This is a genomic window from Bradyrhizobium erythrophlei, from assembly GCF_900129505.1.
GTDB lineage: Bacteria > Pseudomonadota > Alphaproteobacteria > Rhizobiales > Xanthobacteraceae > Bradyrhizobium > Bradyrhizobium erythrophlei_D.
Map to the genome: position 1 here is coordinate 4,938,713 of NZ_LT670818.1, position 20,553 is coordinate 4,959,265.

Here is a 20,553-nt window from a genome sequence, read left to right on the forward strand (position 1 = left end):
GACTAGCGCCGGCGGCTTTGCTGTCCTATCGTCCGCCCCATGCGATTGAAATCAAGTATCTGGGTGGCGGCTTACTTGCGCCGCTGCCAGACCGAAGGCGTCTTCGGCGCGGTGCGCAGGCGCGGCGCGGAAGAAGCCGGCGCGGTCTTCATCAAGATAGCACTGCTCGACGGCAATGCCATGCTTTACATTCCGGCGCCGCAGACGGTCTACGACGACAGCCGGCCGATCGACCGGTTCTTCACGCCGACCTCCAAAGAGCCGATCCCGGAAGCCTCGGTGGAAGAACGTCTCACCAAGGAAATCCGCTTCGATCCCGACGCCTGGATCGTCGAGACCGAGGACAGGGCAGGGCGGCACTTCCTCAATCTGGCGCGGGCTTAGCCTTCCGAGCCCGTGCGCTTGATGCCGGAGCCGGGCTGCGCCGCCGGGCGTGGCTGCGCGGAAGCCGCGCGCGCGCGGTTGCGTTCGTCATCGTACAGTCCGGGCCGGAATTTGGCGCGGGTGACCGCCATGGTCGCACCGCGCCAGGCGGCGAGCATGACCAGCGCGGATCGTTCGCTCAAGCGGTCGTAGAGCCGCGACAGCCGGTAGACGGTGTTCACCGAGGATCCGATGTCGGGCTTGAGAAACAGCAGCACCCGCTGAAACACCGGGCCCGGCATATCGAGCGCCCGCGCGGCACATGCCAGCGGCTCGCCGCCGGGATCGTTGACGACCTGGGCGGCAAGCCGCCACGGCAATATCAGGGTCTCGCCGAGTTCGAGGGTGAAGTTCTCGACATCGGCGGCGAAGGCGGCCATCTCCAGCGTCTCGATGGCGCGCCTGGCGCGGGCTGTCGGAATCCGCGCCGCCGCGCGCAGCGGCGTGTCCTGCAGATTGTGCAGGATCAGCGCGCGTTCGCTGGCGCTGGCGCGGGAAAACAGCTCGTTGATTTCGGCGGCGTCCTTTGGCTGCATCGACAGGTTCGATGCCATCCGCAGTTCCGCTTCCGTCGGCGGCTTCACCGGCGGGGACGGGGACGCAAGCGGGACGGTCAAGATCTCGCGGGCGAGCGGCACGCGGGAATCGGAGGCGGCCGGTTTCAGCCCGAATTTTTTCAGGACGACGGCCGGAGTTAACGGATAGATCGCAAGCCGCGCCCGCACCGCCGCGCGCGTGGCGTCGTCGACTGCGTCGACCAGGCGGGATGTCAGCTCGATGAATTGCCGCTCTTCGTCGGCGCTGTGCGCATTGGCCTGAACATAGAGATCGGTCAGCACGCGCAGCAGGGTAGGTCTGATATCGACGCCCTCGCGGCGGGAGAGCGTCATCAACCCGTCGAAGCCGGGAAAAAAAGGCAGTTTGCTCATGTCGGGATACGCAACTGAGTAATTCTCGGCCCAAGCCTACTTCGCTTGCTTTAACAGCTCGTTAAGATTAATAGCCCGTATCGGCTTTTTAACGAATTGAAATCACTAAGAAATTTTTTTCGCGTGGTCCCGTGGTCCCGGCGTGGTCCTGAGAGTTGTTTACGCCCTGTTCTTGGTGCGGAATTTGGTCCTGGTCTTCATGGTCCGGCGGAAGGCTTCCACCTGGTCGCGATCGTAGGTCTCGGTTTGTTTCGGGTTGGCGTGACCGGCCACCTTGCGGCGGTCGTCCTTGCTGACCCCGGCCTGGCCGCCCTCGGTGACGCCTCCGGCCCGGAGGTCACGGCACCACATGCCTTCCGGCAGTCCGGCCTTCTCGAAGTCGGCGTTCCAGCCGAGACGGAAGGTCTGGTAGACGTAGGGCAGGTCGGTGTTCTCGTTGATGACCATCGGCCCCTTACGCTCCGACTTCGGGATCAACCTCAGCTCCTCCATCACCATCGGGCAGACTGACAGATCGAAGCTGATCTCCACCGCGGTGGTGTCCTCGGTCTTAGTCGGCTTGATCTTCATCATCAGATTGTTGTCGATCGCCGACCAGTGCGGACCGATCCACTTCTTGCCGTAGCCAAGGATAGCGCTGGTCTTCTTATCGGAGAGAGGCAGCCACTGGCCAAGGAAGTCCCAGGATCGACCCGTGGTCTCGAAGACGAGCGCATAGAGCAGGGCGCGTCGCGGCTTGCCGGCGGTATGTGCCGCCTTGCGGGCGGCGATGATTTGGGCCGCCGTCGGCGCGAAGGTCCGCGATTCCGGTGTGTCGAACTCCAGCTTTGACATGATCAGCGAAAAGGCCTCGCAGCCGGCAAACCGCTTGATAACGCCATGGGTCACGGCCGCCTTCAGCACCGACAACACCATTCGTGCTCGTGGCAGATGATCGCTCCCGTCTGGATCGGTGCGCCAGATTTTGAACCATCGTTTGACGTCAGTGCCGTCACAGCGCTGAACCCGTAGCTCTCCGATGTGTTTGCGGAGACGCTTGATATAGACATTGTAAGTCTCGCGCGGGCCGGGCTTGAGCTCCCGATAGCTGCTCTCTGGATCGCGCTCATAGATGTCGATCAGCGACTTGAACGAGCCATCAAAACACAACTCTCTTTTGCGTTCGCCCGACATCCATTTCAACATCTCCGACTGCAAGCGTTCGGCCCGATCGACCAGGATCTTTGGCCGATCGACGTACTCATTCAGGTTGGTCGACTTGACCGGGTAGCCGGCCTTGATCGCCTCCGGATCAGCGAACCAATACGGCACGTCCGGGCCGCGTTTTCGTTTCCGCCATTTTAGACCGAGACTTGTCGGTCGCCCGGCCCGGTCGTTCTGATTTTGCATCGTAGAAGTCTCCCTCAATTCCGTTTGGAACGAGTGGGGCTGTGGCCGAAAGGCCATACTCGCTGTCGAAAAACGCTTTGACGGCAGGAACATATCGACCACCCCACACGAGGCTGATCTTCGGCAATCCGTCACGCTCATGCAACTGGGCTAGACCCGTAAATTCCCTGCGGCGGTCCCAGCCGAGCACGGCTTCCCCAATTTCCTCGTCGGTCGAGAAGAGGGGAAGCCTGTCCCAGGTCAGGGGCGCGCGGCGGCTCATGTCTTTGTTACTCCCGGCTCTCCAAACTTAGTTTGGTGAACGCTCTGAACAAATCCATCATCGCAATCACGCCAGCGGTCGGCAGGGCGAGCTTTGAAGCCGTGATCGTTTTTTGTTGTCGGCGAATGAGGAATAACGTGGCTGGTGTAGATTGTGGTAAGTCCGGACTGCTTGAATACCCGACCACAGCATGGCGATGCCGAGGCGGAAAGGCTGCAAAAAGCTCGTAGTACGATTGGACACCGCGGCGAAGAAAAGAAAAGAGTCCACGAGAACGAGCTTCTCACCTATCGGCGCAGCACGGAGCCGCTCTAGCGATATCAGCACTTGTGCGGTACTTACGGCGAAAGTCTATCGCCGGCGCCAACGAGACTCTCACTAGCCATTGTTTCGCCGTTAGTGCGACAGCGCTCGAACCTGCAACCAGACCGTTATGAGCGGCGGGATAACGATCGGCTTCGTTGATTTAGCTGTCTTTTTGTTTCGATCCGATCGCGTTCATTGCGCTTCGGTTGGGTCGTTTCTGGTGCGAAACTGGTGCGGTCACGCCTGCTCGAGCAGACGAGCCGGGATTGACATCCGTAGGTCTCCATCGCCGAACTCTCTTCACGATGATCATCAAGCGGATCGACTTGGCCCTCTCAAGGCTGAAACAGGGGTTCAATTCCCCTAGGGAGCGCCATGAATTCAAATAGTTAGTGGACTGACAGAACTGGGTGTCCAGTTAGTGTCTCGTCTGAAATAGTAATTCTCGCATTCAAAACGCGCGCGTCCGGCAAAACTTGTCGGATGATTTCAGCAGCGCTATACGGCCATCGGTTGATAGGAAGGGGTTCTTGCGGGCGATCAATCAACATCGCCACGGGCGCAACGTCTTGGCCAAGCGCGCGAAGTCAAACACTATCGGGGGTTCGAATCCCTCCCTCTCCGCCACCGTTTTTCAGCAGCGCAGAAGTCCTTCAAAAACAAGCGTTTTTTGATCCGCCGGATTCTGGACGGTGGAGCACCTTGGTGGAGCACCAAGGACGGCACTAACTTGGCATCGCCGAACGTCAATTGCCATCGAAATCCGTTGCTCTTTCGGATCGGTCGCAGAGCTGGATTGCCGGCTACGCGAGTTCGAAGCGTCGGCCATTGTCTGCACGACTACGACGCTGCTCGGTCTGAATTGCAAGGCGCCGGTCCGAACGAACGGGCCGTTTCCTGAGAACGTCGGAAAGCGAGGGATTCGACCAGAGGGTGATTCCCGGGCAATTGGCAATTCGGAGCATTACCGGTCGCGGGCGAATGCTATAGGGCGTTGCGGAAGACCGTGGGGGGCGGCATGGACATCAGAAACCAAGGGCAGGGCGTCCACGCGCGCGAGATCCACGGTCTGGGACAGCTTCGGCATCTGCCGAAGGAGTGGTACGCCTACACGAATCTCGAGGTCGCCGTCGGACCTGGACAATACCGCGAGATCGATGCTGTCATGGTCATCGACGACAGGGTCCTGCTCGTCGATGGCTAAGGGATTCACGCTGTATATGGTCAAGGCTGTCATGAATGGCCGCAGCGACAAGGTGATCGAACTCGCCCGCACGAATCTATGGCGATAAGCGATCCAAATCCTGATTTCGGTCCAACCGCCCGCGCGGTGATGCTCGCGATTAAGCGCTACACCGGCGAGTTTGTTGATCGATCGCCTGTCTCGCTACATGTCAACTTCTAGCTGCTAATGCGCGCCAGCGTGGCTCGGAGCGCGGTTCGCTCTGCGATCAAGGCAAGAACGCAACGATGGAGCGACCGGTATCTTTCAGGCAATAAAATCCCTATCTGCAATAAGTTTAAGGGGGCAAGTGGAGTTGATCGATCGACTTGAAGTCTGAGCCGACCGTGAAGCGGCCATGCGACGCACCCGGCGCCGCTCGAACGACGGCCTCCGTGAGGCGACCCGTGTTGCCATGGCGACAACGGCCTGACTTTGTAGGGTCTCCGGCACATAAGTTTTAACTATGAATAATATAATTACAAACGATTTTGTTTATCGGCAGGGGGAAGTTACGCTGATTCAGAAGAGAGGATCAGCCCAATGCCCATCATTAGCTGTGATATCCGCAATGGAAGAACGAAAGAGCAAAAGCACCAGCTCGCGATGCAGTTGACGCAAGCGGTTGTGGAGGCCACCGGGGTGAATATCGACAATATTTTCGTGGTCATGCGCGAAATGCCGGGATTCAATTTCGTCGATGCCGGCGAGCATGTCCCGGATTATGTGCCAGGCCCGGACGGAGTGGATCTGGCTGGCCACGAGCAGATCAAGAATCGCAAGGAAAGAACACAACACAGCTAACTACTGCAGCTCATAAAGAGGAGAATCGAGAATGCCATTTATCACGTGCGATCTGGAAGAAGGCCTCTCGGAATCCGAAAAGCAGGTGCTGGTGACCAGGATGACAGAAATCACCCACCGCTGCATCGGATCGGCGATGGAGCACATCAACATTGTCCTGCGCGAACATCCGGCCAGCAATATCGGAGAAGCCGGGCAAGCCGGACGCGCCCTGATTTCAAGTCGCGGGAAGGCTGGGTGATCGGCTGTAGCGTAGAGCTGCCGCAATTGGGAATTCGCTGTCAGAACATGTGAGTCTTGCAGCGAATGACCAAGTAGAGCGGCGACAACCTCAACGTCGATACATTGCTGATCACCGGCGTTGGCATCCGTTCTGCTGGGCGGGCGGTAAATCGGCCGGCGGCCAAGCCATTCGGCGAAAAGGTGATGCGGCTCCAGAACCGTCAGCGAACCGTGACCGGCCCTAGCCGGGTAATGATGAAGCCGACTTTACACATCTTACCGCGGCATGTTCGATAATGACGCGTATATGAGGTAGCGGTCGCCGAATGCTAAGCATACACAGGGTTTGCGGAGTTTCGCAGAAGGAGGAAAAAATGGCTCTCAAAGGTCAACCGCGCGACATGAACAAGTGGCGAGAAGTGCTCCTCGACCCCAGCGTTCATTTTCCTGGCGAGTCGAGCGAGTACCGGCGCGCGCGCAACGAACTCTTAGAGGCGGAGGCAGAACTGAAGCGGCTGAACGAGCAGGTCGCCGCCAAACGCCGGGCGCTCCCTGCAGGCGGCCTCATCAGGGAAGACTACGTCTTCGAATCCGCTGCCGATGGCAGCAAGGTGAAGTTCTCGGAGTTGTTCGCACCAGGGAAGGACTCGCTGGTCATCTACAACATGATGTTCCCGCGCTGGTCGGAAGACAAACGAGCGGGCGCCCCGGGGGGCAAGACAGCCGAGCTGCCGATTGTCGAGCAGCCGTGCCCGTCATGCACCTCGGTGGTCGACGGACTCGAGGGGGCCGCCTTTCACGTCGCCGAGCGGACCAACCTTGTCGTGATCGCGAAGACAAGCCCCGACCGACTCGCCACCTACGCACAAGAGCGCGGTTGGCGCAACCTGCGGCTCCTGTCATCGCGCAACAACACCTTCAACCGCGACTATCATGCGGAAACGCCGGACGGCGTGCAACTCGCGGTCTTGCATGTGTTCTCACGCGATCAGAGCGGGATCCGCCACCACTGGGCAAGCGAGGGGATATTCAAGCGCGGCGACACCAGTCCCCTCGACCCGGTTTGGGCAATCTACGGCATTCTCGATTTGACGCGCGAGGGGCGTGGAGATAGCGCCGCCTATCCCAACCTGCAGTACTAGAAGTCCTCGAATTCTCGCCTGTTTTCGTTTCGGGCGAACCCCGCACCGGGGTTACTCGCACTCGGAACCCAGCTTGGCGATCCGCATCTGAATATGAACGCGCCGGCAAACATCCACCCTGTCATCGCCTATTCCGACAGCGACGTTGTGCACTGGCTGACAAGCTGCACCCACGACGAGCCCTTCATAGACAATATTTTCGGTGAGCTGGGTGTCCGGCTCCAGCGAATAGGCATTCCCGTGAAGCGGGCGTCGCTTCATGTCTTGATCCAGCATCCGCAGTGGCTTGGTACCCGGATTACGTGGGCCGATGGGATGCGCGAGGCCGTAATCGAGCGAGTCGATCATGACGTCAGGGGCCGACCCGAATACATCAATAGTCCCGCCAACGAAATCTATGACGGTGCCGTCGAGGTGCGCGAGAATCTCGAACGGGATCCCTCGTTGGGCCGCAAGCACGCCGTCTATGACGAGATGCGGGCGAAAGGCCTGACCGACTACGTGGCGTGGCCGCTATACCATACGCTCGGCAAGCGGCATCTCGTGACCTTTGCAACCGACCGGCCCGGAGGGTTCGACGACGCGCATATCGCTGCCCTGTTGAAACTGTTGCCAGCCCTAGCGCTGGTTAGCGAGATCCGTGTCAAGAACCGGCTGGCGCGAACGCTGCTCGAAACCTATGTGGGGTCGCATGCCGGCGAACTCATTCTAGCCGGCGCCACCAGGCGCGGCAGCGGGACGACGGTTCGTGCCGCCATCATGATCTGCGATCTACGTGACTTCACCGGGATCTCCGATAACTGGCCGCGCGACGATGTCATCGACCTTCTGAACGACTATTTCGACGCGATATCTGAACCGATTGCGCGACATGGCGGGGAAGTACTGAAATTCATGGGCGACGGTCTGCTCGCCATTTTTCCGCTGAGCCAACCCTCGGCCTGCGCAAATCTGCTTTATGCCGTAACCGAAGCCCGTCAGGCGATGGCCGCTCTGAACGAAAGAAACGGCGAAACCGGTCGCGCGCCGCTGAATTACGGCATAGGCGTCCACGTCGGAGACGTCATGTACGGCAATATCGGGTCGCGCACCCGGCTCGACTTCACCGTCATTGGTCCTGCGGTCAACATGGCTTCGCGTCTCGAAGCCCTCACCAAACAATTGGGGAGGCCGGTGCTGTTGTCCCGTGCGTTCGCCGACTTCGTCGAAAGCGAGTTCGCTCTCGAACGCGTCGGCGAATATCCGGTGCGCGGCTTCAACGACCCAGTTGAGTTGTTTGCCTATCACGGCTGAATGCCGCTCGACCTCCAAGTGCTGGGTCGCACGTGTAGGCCGCCGCCGGCTGCGTCACCATCAAGATCAGGATCAAATAACCCGCGTCTACTGCAGGTCAGTTAGCGCGGCCGCCTTCGGTCGACGTGCCGAGCTGTCTGCATCCGTCCGGGCCGCTGGCGGCGATGTGCCCGCCGAGTTCGAATATCCCGTGACCGGGAGCGGGCGAAGACTTGCATCTGATAAACCTAATTTATCCAAACGATAAAAACATACGATTTGGGTATGCTGACGTAGTGATTAGCTTCAGGCAAGACGGCCAACGCAAGCATGTTGACTACCAAAATAGTTGCATATGCTTATAAGTGCTCGGCAGGCGCTGTGCTCAATCAAGGAAATGAACGATGAAGATCACGTACCTTCTCGCGGCCCTACTGCTTATGCCATCTTTCGCGACCCACGCCATGGCTCATGTGGGAACCGGCAAAGCCAGCAATCGAGCGCATGCCGACACTCGGCTGGCATTTGGCAGTCGGCTGCAGGGATACAGGATCGTAGGCCGCCAGATCGTAACTCCGGCCTGGAGTTTTGCCTGCATGAACGACCAAGGCCCGCAACAGTGCGAGGAGCCCATGTGGGTTTACGGGAGCCCCGACTATCTCGCGCAATTTAGAAATTCATTTTGACATGGAGCCGCGCGTGAGGTGCGAACAAACAGGCCTGCACGATCGAGGCGACAATCGATGGTTTCGCGAGCTCTGTCGAGTTGCTGAGTTGCTTGAAATGGCGAGCGGAAAGCGCGGACAACACTACTTGCGGGTCCTACATCGATCCGGGCTTGCGGCCGAGGCGACCAGCGCTGCACAGAGTGACGGCTGGCGTTTGAGATGGTCCCAGCTTTTCGAGAAGCGGCCGCTTGACGGCCCTGGTCCGTTGTAGGGTGCGCTGTTCAAGCGCAGTATGAAAACATCCGATCGCAGATGCAGGAGAAGGAGAGCGAAGTTGAAAGGGTCTTTGACGCTGGGCGTCGCAGCAATTTCCTGCGCAGCCTCCTTCCTTTCTGAAGCGCCGGCTGCGGCGAGGGACCATGAGTACTGCCGCCGAGACATTACCTCATACATGCTACAGTGCGGCTTCGACACGTTGGCGCAGTGCCAGGAGATGTCCTTCGGACGCGGCGCCGATTGCTTCCGGAATCCGTCGCTCGGCAGTGCGGCCGACACATATGCCTACGCGCCGGGTGTCAGCAAGACGTATGCCTATGCCCCGCATCGCCCGAAATAACATCACAGTCATGTCAAGACGAAGCTTATTGGAAGTCCAAGCAACGCTGCCAGCGAAAGATGTTCAGCGCTTTACTATGATTTGTGGAAGTTTGTCGCAAGCTCGCCGTCGCAACAAAAAAGCCGTTAGATTGCGCGCTAGTTTACGCTGGCACTTTTTCAGCCGGTTGCGCGCAATCGGCGGTCTTGGGACTGCGCCTTATCTTGCCGCATCACCGCGCGGGCTGGCTGGTCTTCCGAATGAAAATCTGGCCTGCTGCGCCGCTGACGTAGCGAGAGGGCAAATTTGACCGCCGACAGGAGGCTATAAACATGAGAACGAGCGGCTGGTCTGCGCAACAATACGACGTTCCGGCGATAGTGTGTTAGAGGGACACAAGCCTTACAAAATGAATTGCGGCCTTGCGCACTACGGCTGCAGCGATCGTGGATGCACCTTCGCGGATGAACATCGTCATCACTTCAGGTTGGAATTTTGGCGCGGGCGCCTCTTCAAGGACGGGGCGGCGGCTATAGCGCCGGACCCCGCCTGAATTTCTCTGCCGGAAACGCGCCAAGCGCGGAGCTGAGGCCAAAGCAATCCGCGACCGATCTCCCGAACGGAACATTAATTCATCGTCTCGAAAGCAAGCGCGATGCCCTGGCCACCGCCGATGCACATGGTGACGATCCCGCGCCTGAGGCCGTCACGACGCATCGAATGTATGAGGCGGGTTGTCAGCACCGCGCCGGTGGCGCCGATCGGATGCCCGTGGGCAATCGCGCCACCCTCAATGTTGACGACGTCTGGCGAAAGCCCGAGCTCGTGCGTGACGGCAATGACGATCGCGGCGAAGGCCTCGTTAATCTCAATGCGCTCGATATCGCCGAGCCTCCAGCCGGCCCGGTCCAGCGCTTGACGGACGGCCGGGATCGGCCCGAGCCCGAACATGCCGGGCTCGACAGCGGCAATGCCATAGGCGACTAGCCGCGCTACAGGTGCAAGGCCGCGTGTTTCGGCCCAATTTCGGTCCGCCAGGACAACGGCGGCCGCGCCGCTGTTCACACCGGGGGCATTGCCGGCAGTGATCGTCCCTGCCTCGCGGAATGCTGGCCTCAGCCCGGCGAGTGTCTCAAGCGTCGTCTGCGGTCGATTGTGCTCATCCTTCTCGAATACCGTCGCGCCTTTGCGACCGGGGATCTCGACCGGAACGATTTCGTCCTTAAATTTTCGCGCTTCCTGCGCTGCGGAGAAACGTTGCTGCGAGCGAAGCGCCCATTCGTCCTGCGCGGGGCGTCCGATCTGGAATTTCGCAGCGAGATCCTCGGTGTGCCAGCCCGAGTGCTCGTTCGAAAACGCATCGTTGAGGCCGTCGCGCAACATACTGTCGTAGAGCTGGCCGTCGCCCATCCGATGGCCCCACCGTCCACGCGCTATGAGGTAGGGGGCGAGATCCATGTTCTCCATGCCGCCGGCGACCGCAACGTCAACCGCGCCCAAGATGATCTCTTGCGCGGCGGAGATGATGGCCTGTGCGCCCGAGCCGCAGACACGGTCACCGTCATCGCCGGCACCGACACCGGCAGACCGCCATGGATCGCCGCCTGCCGTGCCGGGTTCATCTTAGTGCCGGCCTGGATGACATTGCCCATAGCTACGGTCTCGACCTCGTCGGGCTTGAGCCCGGCGCGCTCGATGGCCGCTTTGATCGCTGCGGCGCCGAGATCGGTGGCCGCGATCTCTTTGAGGCTTCCGCCGAAGGTCCCGATTGCCGTTCGGACCGGGTTTGCGAAGATAACTGAGCGTGGTGACGTCATGTTGAGAACTCCATTGCCGAGGTGCCAAAGCAGGCGGGCAGTTATTAGCATATGCAACTATTCATGAGGTGATGGCATATGCACGTATTGTCAATCTGAAAACTGGAGTGGGATGCGGATGGCAGCCATGATCGCGATGCAAATGCATCAGCCCGTGGACCTACTCACTCGGAATACGTCGGAATGACCTTTGCGCAAAGTAGGGAACAGCTCCTTCAAGGCGGCGACGGGGAGGTAATCCCAACCAGCATTGAGGATCCATCGACGCCGCTCAAACCGTCAATCCTGCATTGGCCAATCTTGAAAACTTGAGAAATATGCATATGCTTGCATTGCAATCATGTTTGCAAACCTGAGGCCAAGAGATGAGGCATCGTTATCAACAAAAGGAGAAGGCGGGCAAAGTGGATGCCAGCCAGTGCAGTTGCACGTCCTTGCGCAAAGCGTCTCGGCGTGTATCGCAGCTCTACGATGCCATTCTTGCACCATGTGGACTGCGCACGACCCAGCGTGCCATTCTGAACCACATCTCGCGTGCGGGCACCCCCTCGGTCGGTGAACTGGCTGTGGATCTGGTCATGGATCGCGGCGCGCTGGCCCACAATTTAAAACCGCTGGAACGCGACGGATATGTGCGGCAGGAGGTGGATCCGCGTGACCGTCGGAATCGCGTCGTTAGCCTGACCGCGGAAGGCCGCGCCAAGTTGCGAGAGTCGGAGCTGCTATGGGCTCGTGCACAAAAGAAATTCGATAAGGCGTATGGGTCCGCTGCAGCCGCGACCCTACGCGAGGCGCTTTCTCTTATTGCTTCCGATAAGTTTATCGCCAGCTTCGAGGGAGCAGTCTGATCGGCAAGTCGGACGTGAGCAGCACTAGAATGCGGTATCGCTTCGGTGACCACCACACCTGGGTAAGCCGTCTTGCAATCGCCTATTCGCTTTGTTGCGGTGACGTTGTCCGCGAGAGAGGCGGCGGCTCTTGAGCGATGGTAATCCTTGCTGAAGCTTCGCCGGCTCGAAGCATCGACAAAGCCGTAGTGTCGTGTCGTCTGCCAGGGCCTGCAGATTTGTTACCAGCATGCTTCCAAGCGAGACCTTCTGGTGTACTATCGGGGTTTGGACCTAGGGCGCGTTGATGAAGTAGAGGTCGGTGGCGTCTCCGCGGCGTCGACCAATCGCCAGACCAGAACTGCCGAAACCAACATGAACAGTGCGCCGGCCAGAAAGAGGGCACGATAGCCGCTCGCAAAGCTCGACAGCGCAAGTGACTTGAGCGTCGAGGCGTCATAACCGACGAGAGTCGCACCGGAAAGCTTTCCCGCTGTTATATCGCGAACCAAAGCCGCTCGATCGGCAGTGGAAATCATGGGCAGAGCATCCGCCACGACCGCGGCAACACGAGTGTAAAGTATCGCTCCCAACGCGGCTATGCCAACCACGAGACCGGTGAAGCGCACCGTGCCCGAAACGCCGGAGGCCATCCCCGAACGCTCTCGTGGAATAACCGTCATCCCGACCTTGGTAGTTTCACCGTTAAGCAGGCCCGCGCCGATCCCAGCAATGGTCATTCCACCGATCATTGGACCGTACCCAAGGTGCTGTACCGCCAGCGCAAGCGCGAATAGGCCCAGGCAGACCAGCAACAAGCCAGCCGTGAGGAGATCTCGACCCGAAAAGCGGTGCGCGAGATAATGAGTGACGATCCGTGGCACGACAAACATTGGAATAACCGTTGGGAGCATCATTAGTCCTGCGCTCGCAGAAGCGTGACCAAGGCCGCTTTGAAGAAAGATCGGAATGAAGGTCAGCATCGTCAGCATGCCGGCCGAGAAGGAGAACTGCGCAAGGTTGGCGCCGATATAGGTCGGTTTGCGGAAGTAGGAAAGGTCAAGCATCGGCCGGGCTTCTTTGCCCTCGACGAGGATAAAGAGGGCGAAGAGAATCACCGCGCCGACGCCTTCACCAAGAATCCACGGATCGGTCCAGCCACGATGGTTGCCCTCGATAAGCGCGAGCGTCGTCAAGAAAAGCCCGCCACTGAAGCAGGCTACGCCCGGCAGATCGATCTGCATGGCGTCGGGGTCTCTAGAGGACACGACGACACGGATGATTAGCGCGATCAAAATCGCGCCGATGGGAAGGTTGATATAGAAGGCCCACTCCCATCCGAAACTCTGCGTGATCAGTCCTCCCACGACAGGACCCAAAGCGGCCCCGATTCCGACTACCGATCCCCAAAAGGAAAAAGCTCGGGCTCGGGCTTCGCCCTGGAACTCGTGGGAGAGAGTCGCCAGTGCGGCGCTGAGTTGCATGGCTGCGCCCGCGCCCTGCAGTGCGCGCGCGATGATGAGGACTGTGAGCGTTGGTGCAGATCCGCAGAGAAATGAAGCAAACGTAAATACTGACAGGCCAAGGATCAGCAGCCTTTTGCGACCGAAGCGATCAGCTAATGCGCCCGCCGGCAATAAAAGCGACGCGAAGCTTAGCACATAGGCTGTGATCACCCATTCGATTCCAGCAAAACTAGCGCCCAGAGAACGGGCGATTGCCGGCAGCGACACCGAGACGATGTTCGCGTCGAGCTGTATCATGAAAGAAGGCGCTGAAGTGCAGATCAACACGTACAACGCATGGCGATCGGCTACGTGCACGCTTCGGGGTGGCGATGCGATTTGATCCATCGGATGTCTTTGCCTTTAGATTGCAGGGGCTTGGCTCGAGGAATAATATATGCATATGCTAATAATCATATGCACATGCTAATAATTGGTCAAGGCGTGCGGCGCGAGAGCGATGAGGAGCAGGGTTGATCTGCGCGCAACGCCTCCCGTTCGGACCGTCCCTTTCGTTTTGGCAGCGACAAAGGAGCCCGGACGGTAATCTCTGCGGCGATACCTGGAGGCGCCCCAGGTATCTGTTCGTCCTTGGCGAACCCACGCGACTATATTGCCGTTTGAAATGACTCAAGCATTAGATCAACGGAGGCTCCACGCACGCATGCATTAGAGCCGTAGGCGCGCCGTTTTGTAGAACGTGGAGCCCGGACCATGAGCGGACTCCTCCGCGCCGGTGAGGGGCCGTCACAGTTTGAAATTTTCTTTGGTTGTGCCGAGCTTCTGAAGGTAGTCTTGAAGAGGTCTAGGCAGATTATCGTACCACGTCGCTTCCTCGCCTGGCCTTGGTAGCACATGGCCGTACTCAACCATATCAGTCGGTGCAAGGTTGCAGAGGTAAACCCAAATGTTCTGTCTCTCGACTCCCGTGATACGCCCGACCTCTTCCATCATTCGCAACATCATTGCCCTCCGCTGCGCGTCCGTTCGTCCTGCGCGAATATCGCCTCTTATCCAAATCTGCCCCGATACGCGCGCGCACCCAAGGAAGCGTTGGGTCGGCGTTTTTTCTTCGATGACGACCTGCACGAAGTAGGTCGGTGCCCCAGTCTCTTCGCTGTGAATCCGCGACAGAGCTTCCGCTATTGCTGCCTTTTGACCAGCCTTCGGCTAACGAACAAACGTAGGTTGGCATTGTGATTTCTCCTTGGCTGAGCGCGATGCGAGCGCCGACTGATCAAGCCGCATCGCCGTTCTTACAAAATGTGCATATGCAGGTAATAATCAAGGAGGGCTTGGTGATCAGAGTACGGATTTAAGTTCCTGGCGGTTCAGGTCCTCGAGCGCTTCTCAGTGCTCGTGCCAAATCAACGATCGGTTGGGGTGGGGGTGACTTCCTTCGATCATCGGTGGAACAGCCTCGCCTCGGCTTCCTCTTTCAATTTGTTTAGCGTGGCGGAGAGCGCCGAACTCCCATACGGCGGACCAAATTGCAGCCTCCTTGAAGCCGCCGGTCTCGCCACCCGGCGCAACGGTGGAGAGATAGAAAGCGGGGTCTATAAAAGCAGTTTATCTGGCCCATCAAAACATAATATTTGAATTATAAGTGGCGGGTGGGTAACTGAGCAAAGAAAGCGGCTAATAGCTGACCCGTCACGTAAGTGGCAGGTTTTGGTTTGATCCCACAGCTTGGAGAACGTCATGCCGTATCTGCACCTCAATTTACCTGGCCGCTTCCCGGCTGCCCAAAAGCGCGAATTGGCGGTTCGTCTTTGTCGCCTCTACGCCGATGTCATGCAGACACAAACATGGCGCCCCAATATCGGCATCGCCGAACTTGGCGAAGATAACCTGTTTCACCTCCGTCCCCACGGCCTGGAACCCATCGTGATGGTGCTCGTCGAATTCCGCGCAGGACGTCCCAACGAGTACAGGCTAATGCTCGCGGATGGCATCGTAGATGCATGCGTGGAAATTCTGGGAGTACCTCGACGATGGGTACTGATCGAGTTCACGCCACATAAAGGCGAAGAAATCTACCGAGATGGAAAGTGGGTAGCTGATTGGACGCCGGACGAGCGCGCGCCGCTTTCAGCGACCTAAACTCGAAGCAGAAAGGCGTGGCATGCCGTTTTATCAGTGTATAGCGCCAATTGGCGTGATCACCACCGACATGAAGCAGGAAATCGTCGACGAAATTACGCGGATTCACTGCGCGGCGACCGGCGGCCTTCCGCGCTTCGTGCAGATACAATTCGACGAAGTGAACCCTGAGAACGTCTTCCAGGACAGGAAGTTGTCCTCTGCAATCCGGCTTCATGTGCGGATGCGAGCTGGTCGGCCGGCTGAAGTACGACATCAGATGTTGACAGACTACACGAACCTTCTGAGCAGGGTCACGGGCGTTCCGATCGTCGACATCATGATCGGCATTGTCGAAACGTCTTACGAGAACGTCATGGAGTCGGGCCTGCGTTTGCCCGCGCCGGGCGACGAAGAGTCATGGAAGGCGAAATTCGCTAACATGTAAACGACCCACTCGGTCATCGACGACTCGAGCCTCGAGCCATTCCGAATTTAGTCTGTGCTTCTTAGGCGGTTGGTTGGTGGAGATCACAATGAGACGACGGCTTCTCGGTTCAGTGCTGCATGCCGGGCAGGCATTGGATCTATTCGCGACGGAACAGCATGAATGGGGCACGACGGAAATTGCCGAGGCCTTGGCGCTTCCTAAGTCCTCCGCGTACGCGCTCTTGGCTTCTCTCGCCGAGATCGGCTTGCTGGAACGGACGCCAGATCGCCGTTTCCGTCTTGGACACAAGCTCCTTGGGTTCGGCGAGGCCGTGCTGGCAGGGAGCGAAGTCTTCAGCGCCACGCGGGACATGCTGAACGAACTGATGCAACGGCTCGGCCGTTCAGTCTATCTGGCGGTTCGCGACGGTCATCATGTGGTCTACATCAATCGCATGCAGGGTCCGAGTTCCGTGCCGGCGTCTCTTGGGAGTGCCGGGCCGACGTTGCCGATGCATGCCAGTGCCGCCGGAAAGATCCTGCTTGCACACGTTCCAGAGGTTCAGGTGAGGCGGATTCTTGATGCCCGCAGACTGGATCGCTTGACCCGAACGACTATTACCAACGAGGCGGCTCTAGTCGCCGAGCTGAAGGCGGTGCGGCAGCAGGGATACGCGTTGAGCAACGGCGAATATGTCCCCGAGCTCTACTGTATGGCTGCGCCGATTCATAACTGCGATGCCGATGTTGTCGCGGCAATTGGCATCGGCGCAACGGCGGCCGACTTCGAGATGAATAGGGAGAAAATGGTACGCGAAGTCATGCGCGCCGCTCAACTTGCCTCGCGTGAGCAGGGCTGGCGGCCTCGTCAGACCGCCTGAACCTCGCCGGCAGCTGAGCTAGATTGTGTTGACAGGATAATCCGGGGTACGGCCTTCCAAGACCGCGCGGACTTGTTCGGCGGCCTTGCGCTGGAGTTCGACGAGCGCTTGTTCCGAGTAGAACCCCAGATGAGGCGTCACAACAAGGTTTGGTACATTGCTTATAGCTGTGGAATTCGCCCCAGGTGGTTCAGTTTCGAGCACGTCGAGGCCCGCACCACCGAGAGTGCCGTCGCGGAGTGCTGCGACGACCGCCTCATAATCGACAAGCCCGCCGCGCGAGGTGTTCACCAACACAGCGCCGGGCCGCATGGTTGCTAGGCGTTCGGCATTGACCATGTGCCGGGTCTTCGGAGTAAGCGGGGCATGAAGCGAAACCACGTCCGATTCTTTGAATAAAGTATCGAGGTCGACAGCGCGGGCGCCTCCGTGACGAACGGTTTCGTCTGATACAAACGGATCGGAAACGATAATTTCGTAACCAAGCGCCCTTGCACGATGGGCAAGCGCTCGGGCGATACGGCCGAAACCAACCAAGCCCAGTATCTGCCCACGCTGGCGATGAAGCGGTCGAAGCGACTTCACGTTCCAGCCACCGCCGCGCGTCTGATCCAGACCGCGAATGATGCCACGCGTGAATGCCAGGATCAGGGCCAGGCCGTGATCTGCAACCTCTTCGATACAGTAATCCGGGACGTTCGTGATCTGGATGCCGCGCGAGGTCGCGACTTCCAAGGGGATCGTGTCAACCCCAATGCCATACCGTGCTATGATCCGGCAGTTTTTCATGGCTTCGACGATGCCGACGGAGAGGGGACGGTAGCAATTCAGTACTGCGTCGGCATCGCGAGCCAGCTTCAACAGCTCGGCATCATTGATTGAACCAGCCTCTCGCAGCGTACCGATATCCTTGAGAACCGCATTTTCGGGATCGAGATTTGGAAAAACATGGTCAGTAACCAGAACCGTCTTCATGAACGAGCTTCCTCTGTGGTGAGCGTGTTGGTCAGGACGCCAAGCCCGGTAATGTCGACCGCGACCTCGTCGCCAGGCTTCAGCCAAACCGGTGTCTTTTGGCCCATCTGAACGCCTTCCGGTGTGCCGGTGCTGATGACATCGCCCGGCTTCAGCGTGGCGTACCGACTGAGGAAAGCGACGATCTCGGCGACACTGAAAATCATGTCACTCGTCCACGAGAGCTGGCGGACCTCGCCATTGACCTGGCACAGCACTCTGAGAGCCTGCGGGTCAGGAATGTCGTCGGTCGTGACGAGATATGGGCCTAGCGGCAGAAATCCGTCGAGCATCTTGCCGATCATCCATTGGCTGGTGGCAAGTTGGGCGCTGCGGGCCGAAAGATCATTCGCGCAGCAATACCCCGCGACGAAGTCCAATGCCCGATCGACCGATACGTCGCGCGCCTCGCGCCCGATTACCAACCCAAGTTCGGCTTCATAGTCGTATTCGACGTCAACGGTGGGGAGCGCGATGCGTTCGCCGGAGGCGCTCAAGCTATTCGCAAACTTTCCGAAGATCACCGGCGTCGTGGGGATCGGCATGTTGGCCTCGATCGCATGACGGCGATAGTTGAGCCCGACGCAGATGATCTTCTCGGGCGTCACGACAACTGGAGCAAGGCGCAAGCTCTTGATCGGGACGAGCCGACTGGCTGGCGCTCGCAATTTCCCCGCCAGCGCCGAGATATCGCTCAGGGCGACAGGGGCCGGCCCCTGCCAAAGGTTCGAAGCTGATAGGTCTTCAATACCGCCATCACGAACGAGACCAGCTTGGACGCCTTCCGAACCATAAAAATTGACGAGCTTCATGGTTTCACCCACCCCATCCACGCAGGAATTCTCGCAGCTCCTGATTCACGCGTTCCGGCTGTTCTTCTTGGGGGAGGTGTCCGCACTCGGGGATCGCGACTCCACGTACGTTGCGCGCCAATCCCTTCCAAACCTCCAGCACGTCAAATTCCTTGCCGACAAGTTCGAAGTCGGAGCCCCAGACTGCGAGCACCGGACAGTCGATTAGATTGTCCTCATCCTCGATGTCCTGTTTCAGATCGATCGGCCCCGCGCGATAGTCGTTGAACGCTCCCCGTAAGGCACCAGGCTGGGAATAAGCACGGACGTATTCGGCGACGGCGGCCTCTTCGATTGCGCTGGGGTTGTAGCACCAGGTGCTATAGAAATGACGGAGGAAGATCTCCTCCCGTCCCCGGATCAGCGCTTCAGGCAGATGCGGGACCTGTTGGAAGTAGAAGAACCAATAGAGCTTCGCGAGCTTCGCATCCGTCGCGTTGAAGACGACGCGGGTCGGGATGTTGTCCAGCACTGCAAGACGATCGACCATGTCCCGGTGATCTTTTGCGAAGCGTGTCGCGACCCGAGCGCCGCGATCGTGGCCGACGAGTGCAATACGCTCGTAACCGAAATGAGCGGCAACCTGCCGAACGTCTTCCGCCATCGTTCGCTTGTCGTAGCCGATATCGGGTTTGTCGGTGTCGCCGTACCCGCGCAAATCGGGCATGATTACGTGATAGTGGTGGGCTAGTTCAGGCCATTGCTTGCGCCACGCGTACCAGGTCTCAGGATAGCCATGAAGCAGGACGACCGGTGCGCCCCCTCCCGCTTCTGCGACATGCATTCGGATCCCATTAACGGCAATGGTATGGTGCTTTGGATTCGGTGTCATCTCAATACTCATCTTTATATTAGGAGGCGGAACGGAGCGCCTCGTTCTCAGGGGGCGTTGCTCGGTTTCTGCTCCGAACGGGGCTCTCAGTCCCAGAACTCGCCGTTCTGCGGCAGCTTCGCGAAATCGCCAGCGTCGTGGCAGAGAAATATCGGCACGCCGCTCCGCTCAAACTGTTTCATACGCATCCGCGTCATAGACATAGCGCTCGTGCTCCAATCCCAAGGCATGGGAACCATGTTGTCGAAGCCGCTGCGCTGGTGACCAGTATCCGCAGCCATACAGATCCGTCCACGGTGCGACAGATTGATGAGCAAAACCTGATGTCCGGGAGCGTGACCGGAGGTCTTCAGCAGCCGCAGCGTGCCGTCCCCAAACAGGTCGAAGTCACCATCAATTTCGAGAATGTTTAGCTTCCGGATGTCACGAAAGTCGTTCTGGCAATAGACCGGGCTCGTCCAGGCGTCCGGCCACATGGCGTACCGGATCTCATCGCGTTGAACGACGTGGACGGCACCAGGAAAATACGACATGCCACCGGCATGATCGAGATGCAGATGGGAATACAGAACGTAACGCACGTCGTTTGGCTTGATTCCCAACTTCTCCAATTGAGCGTCAATAGCGTGCTCACGTTTGAATGCATGCGGACCAAACGCGATGGCTACATTTGCTCCCCAATAAGCGTCTCGTTGGTCCGGATCCGCAACCATACCGTTGATGCCAGTATCCCATAGCACAACGCCATGGTTCGGATGGACGATCACAGCCGCGGTTGTTGGAACATCAAGGCGGCCTGGTGCAAATGCGACAAGAAGGTTGGCATCAACGCTAAGCGGTCCAACGTTCATTGCGCTCATTCGAAGATCAGTCATACACTCTCCGAGTCATTTTCCGTTGGCGAAGCGCGAAGCATCTGCCGTTTGGAGCTGGGGACGCGCCGGGCATAGCCTTTCGCGCAGAGGCGATCGGGTAGGCTCGACAACCTTTCTACGATCTACCAACGGGGTCGGTCTCACCGACGTTCGGCATTGCCGAACATCAGCGAAATAAAATCCGCTCTTCAGGGTTGCGAAGCGTG

At 58.7% G+C, this 20,553-nt stretch carries 20 protein-coding genes, 1 tRNA gene and 1 pseudogene; 12 read left to right on the forward strand and 10 right to left on the reverse strand.

Annotated elements, in window-relative coordinates:
* Window positions 1–39 precede the first annotated feature (39 nt).
* Window positions 40–384: a DUF1491 family protein gene (locus B5525_RS22765; protein WP_079568015.1), complete on the forward strand. Its 345-nt coding sequence runs from the start codon at window positions 40–42 to the stop codon at window positions 382–384.
* On the opposite strand, the gene B5525_RS22770 is transcribed toward B5525_RS22765, so the two are convergent.
* From B5525_RS22770 to B5525_RS22780, 3 genes are all read right to left on the reverse strand, one after another.
* Window positions 381–1,352, reverse strand: a complete 972-nt coding sequence (locus B5525_RS22770; protein ID WP_079568016.1) for a DUF2336 domain-containing protein — start codon at window positions 1,350–1,352, stop codon at window positions 381–383. The two genes, B5525_RS22765 and B5525_RS22770, sit on opposite strands and share 4 nt — an antisense overlap.
* Before the next feature lie 159 nt (window positions 1,353–1,511).
* Window positions 1,512–2,663 (reverse strand): hypothetical protein, encoded by a 1,152-nt coding sequence (locus B5525_RS22775; RefSeq protein ID WP_079568017.1) that lies wholly within the window; start codon window positions 2,661–2,663, stop codon window positions 1,512–1,514.
* Window positions 2,644–3,003 carry a hypothetical protein gene (locus B5525_RS22780; RefSeq protein ID WP_079568018.1) on the reverse strand — a complete coding sequence of 120 codons (360 nt, stop codon included), beginning with the start codon at window positions 3,001–3,003 and terminating at the stop codon, window positions 2,644–2,646. Before B5525_RS22780 ends, B5525_RS22775 begins: the two co-directional genes overlap by 20 nt.
* Before the next feature lie 612 nt (window positions 3,004–3,615).
* On the opposite strand from B5525_RS22780, the gene B5525_RS44215 reads away from it, so the two are divergent.
* The 7 genes from B5525_RS44215 (at window position 3,616) to B5525_RS47880 (ending at window position 9,255) form a co-directional block, all read left to right on the forward strand.
* Window positions 3,616–3,685 (forward strand) — tRNA-Glu (locus B5525_RS44215).
* 642 nt (window positions 3,686–4,327) lie between these two features.
* Entirely contained in the window at window positions 4,328–4,513 is a 186-nt protein-coding gene (locus B5525_RS22785; protein ID WP_079568019.1) for an NERD domain-containing protein, read from the forward strand.
* 561 nt (window positions 4,514–5,074) lie between these two features.
* Window positions 5,075–5,335, forward strand: coding sequence for a tautomerase family protein (locus B5525_RS22790; RefSeq protein ID WP_079568020.1), 261 nt, complete (start codon window positions 5,075–5,077; stop codon window positions 5,333–5,335).
* A 31-nt stretch (window positions 5,336–5,366) separates the two neighbouring features.
* Entirely contained in the window at window positions 5,367–5,576 is a 210-nt protein-coding gene (locus B5525_RS22795) for a tautomerase family protein (RefSeq protein ID WP_079568021.1), read from the forward strand.
* Window positions 5,577–5,931: 355 nt separating this feature from the next.
* Window positions 5,932–6,699, forward strand: a complete 768-nt coding sequence (locus B5525_RS22800) for a DUF899 family protein (protein ID WP_244567538.1) — start codon at window positions 5,932–5,934, stop codon at window positions 6,697–6,699.
* Between the two features lie 93 nt (window positions 6,700–6,792).
* Window positions 6,793–7,992: an adenylate/guanylate cyclase domain-containing protein gene (locus tag B5525_RS22805; RefSeq protein ID WP_079568022.1), complete on the forward strand. Its 1,200-nt coding sequence runs from the start codon at window positions 6,793–6,795 to the stop codon at window positions 7,990–7,992.
* Between the two features lie 939 nt (window positions 7,993–8,931).
* Entirely contained in the window at window positions 8,932–9,255 is a 324-nt protein-coding gene (locus B5525_RS47880; RefSeq protein ID WP_079568024.1) for a DUF3551 domain-containing protein, read from the forward strand.
* A gap of 606 nt (window positions 9,256–9,861) precedes the next feature.
* On the opposite strand, the pseudogene B5525_RS22820 reads toward B5525_RS47880, so the two are convergent.
* Window positions 9,862–11,051: pseudogene (locus B5525_RS22820) on the reverse strand (thiolase family protein).
* Between the two features lie 365 nt (window positions 11,052–11,416).
* On the opposite strand from B5525_RS22820, the gene B5525_RS22825 reads away from it, so the two are divergent.
* Window positions 11,417–11,899, forward strand: coding sequence for a MarR family winged helix-turn-helix transcriptional regulator (locus B5525_RS22825; RefSeq protein WP_079568025.1), 483 nt, complete (start codon window positions 11,417–11,419; stop codon window positions 11,897–11,899).
* Between the two features lie 257 nt (window positions 11,900–12,156).
* On the opposite strand, the gene B5525_RS22830 is transcribed toward B5525_RS22825, so the two are convergent.
* Together B5525_RS22830 and B5525_RS22835 are read right to left on the reverse strand one after the other, a co-directional pair.
* Window positions 12,157–13,641 carry an MFS transporter gene (locus B5525_RS22830; protein ID WP_197687829.1) on the reverse strand — a complete coding sequence of 495 codons (1,485 nt, stop codon included), beginning with the start codon at window positions 13,639–13,641 and terminating at the stop codon, window positions 12,157–12,159.
* Window positions 13,642–14,130: 489 nt separating this feature from the next.
* On the reverse strand, window positions 14,131–14,472 hold the full coding sequence (locus B5525_RS22835) for a hypothetical protein (RefSeq protein ID WP_244567539.1): 342 nt from the start codon (window positions 14,470–14,472) through the stop codon (window positions 14,131–14,133).
* Window positions 14,473–15,084: 612 nt separating this feature from the next.
* On the opposite strand from B5525_RS22835, the gene B5525_RS22840 reads away from it, so the two are divergent.
* The 3 genes from B5525_RS22840 (at window position 15,085) to B5525_RS22850 (ending at window position 16,775) form a co-directional block, all read left to right on the forward strand.
* Window positions 15,085–15,486: a tautomerase family protein gene (locus tag B5525_RS22840; protein WP_079568028.1), complete on the forward strand. Its 402-nt coding sequence runs from the start codon at window positions 15,085–15,087 to the stop codon at window positions 15,484–15,486.
* Between the two features lie 22 nt (window positions 15,487–15,508).
* Complete coding sequence (locus B5525_RS22845; protein ID WP_079568029.1) at window positions 15,509–15,913, forward strand: tautomerase family protein; 405 nt, start codon at window positions 15,509–15,511, stop codon at window positions 15,911–15,913.
* An 88-nt stretch (window positions 15,914–16,001) separates the two neighbouring features.
* The gene (locus tag B5525_RS22850; RefSeq protein ID WP_154073371.1) at window positions 16,002–16,775 is read left to right on the forward strand and encodes an IclR family transcriptional regulator; all 774 of its coding nucleotides are present in this window, start codon (window positions 16,002–16,004) and stop codon (window positions 16,773–16,775) included.
* Window positions 16,776–16,793: 18 nt separating this feature from the next.
* Here the strand turns inward: B5525_RS22850 and B5525_RS22855 are convergent, their stop codons facing one another.
* The 4 genes from B5525_RS22855 to B5525_RS22870 form a co-directional block, all read right to left on the reverse strand.
* Window positions 16,794–17,750 (reverse strand): C-terminal binding protein, encoded by a 957-nt coding sequence (locus B5525_RS22855; RefSeq protein WP_079568031.1) that lies wholly within the window; start codon window positions 17,748–17,750, stop codon window positions 16,794–16,796.
* Window positions 17,747–18,601, reverse strand: a complete 855-nt coding sequence (locus B5525_RS22860) for a fumarylacetoacetate hydrolase family protein (protein ID WP_079568032.1) — start codon at window positions 18,599–18,601, stop codon at window positions 17,747–17,749. The genes B5525_RS22855 and B5525_RS22860 overlap by 4 nt, the downstream gene beginning before the upstream one ends.
* A 4-nt stretch (window positions 18,602–18,605) precedes the next feature.
* A complete protein-coding gene (locus B5525_RS22865) occupies window positions 18,606–19,484 on the reverse strand; it encodes an alpha/beta fold hydrolase (RefSeq protein WP_244567540.1) in 879 nt (292 codons plus the stop codon).
* A 74-nt stretch (window positions 19,485–19,558) separates the two neighbouring features.
* Window positions 19,559–20,347 carry an N-acyl homoserine lactonase family protein gene (locus B5525_RS22870; protein ID WP_079568033.1) on the reverse strand — a complete coding sequence of 263 codons (789 nt, stop codon included), beginning with the start codon at window positions 20,345–20,347 and terminating at the stop codon, window positions 19,559–19,561.
* Window positions 20,348–20,553 lie beyond the last annotated feature (206 nt).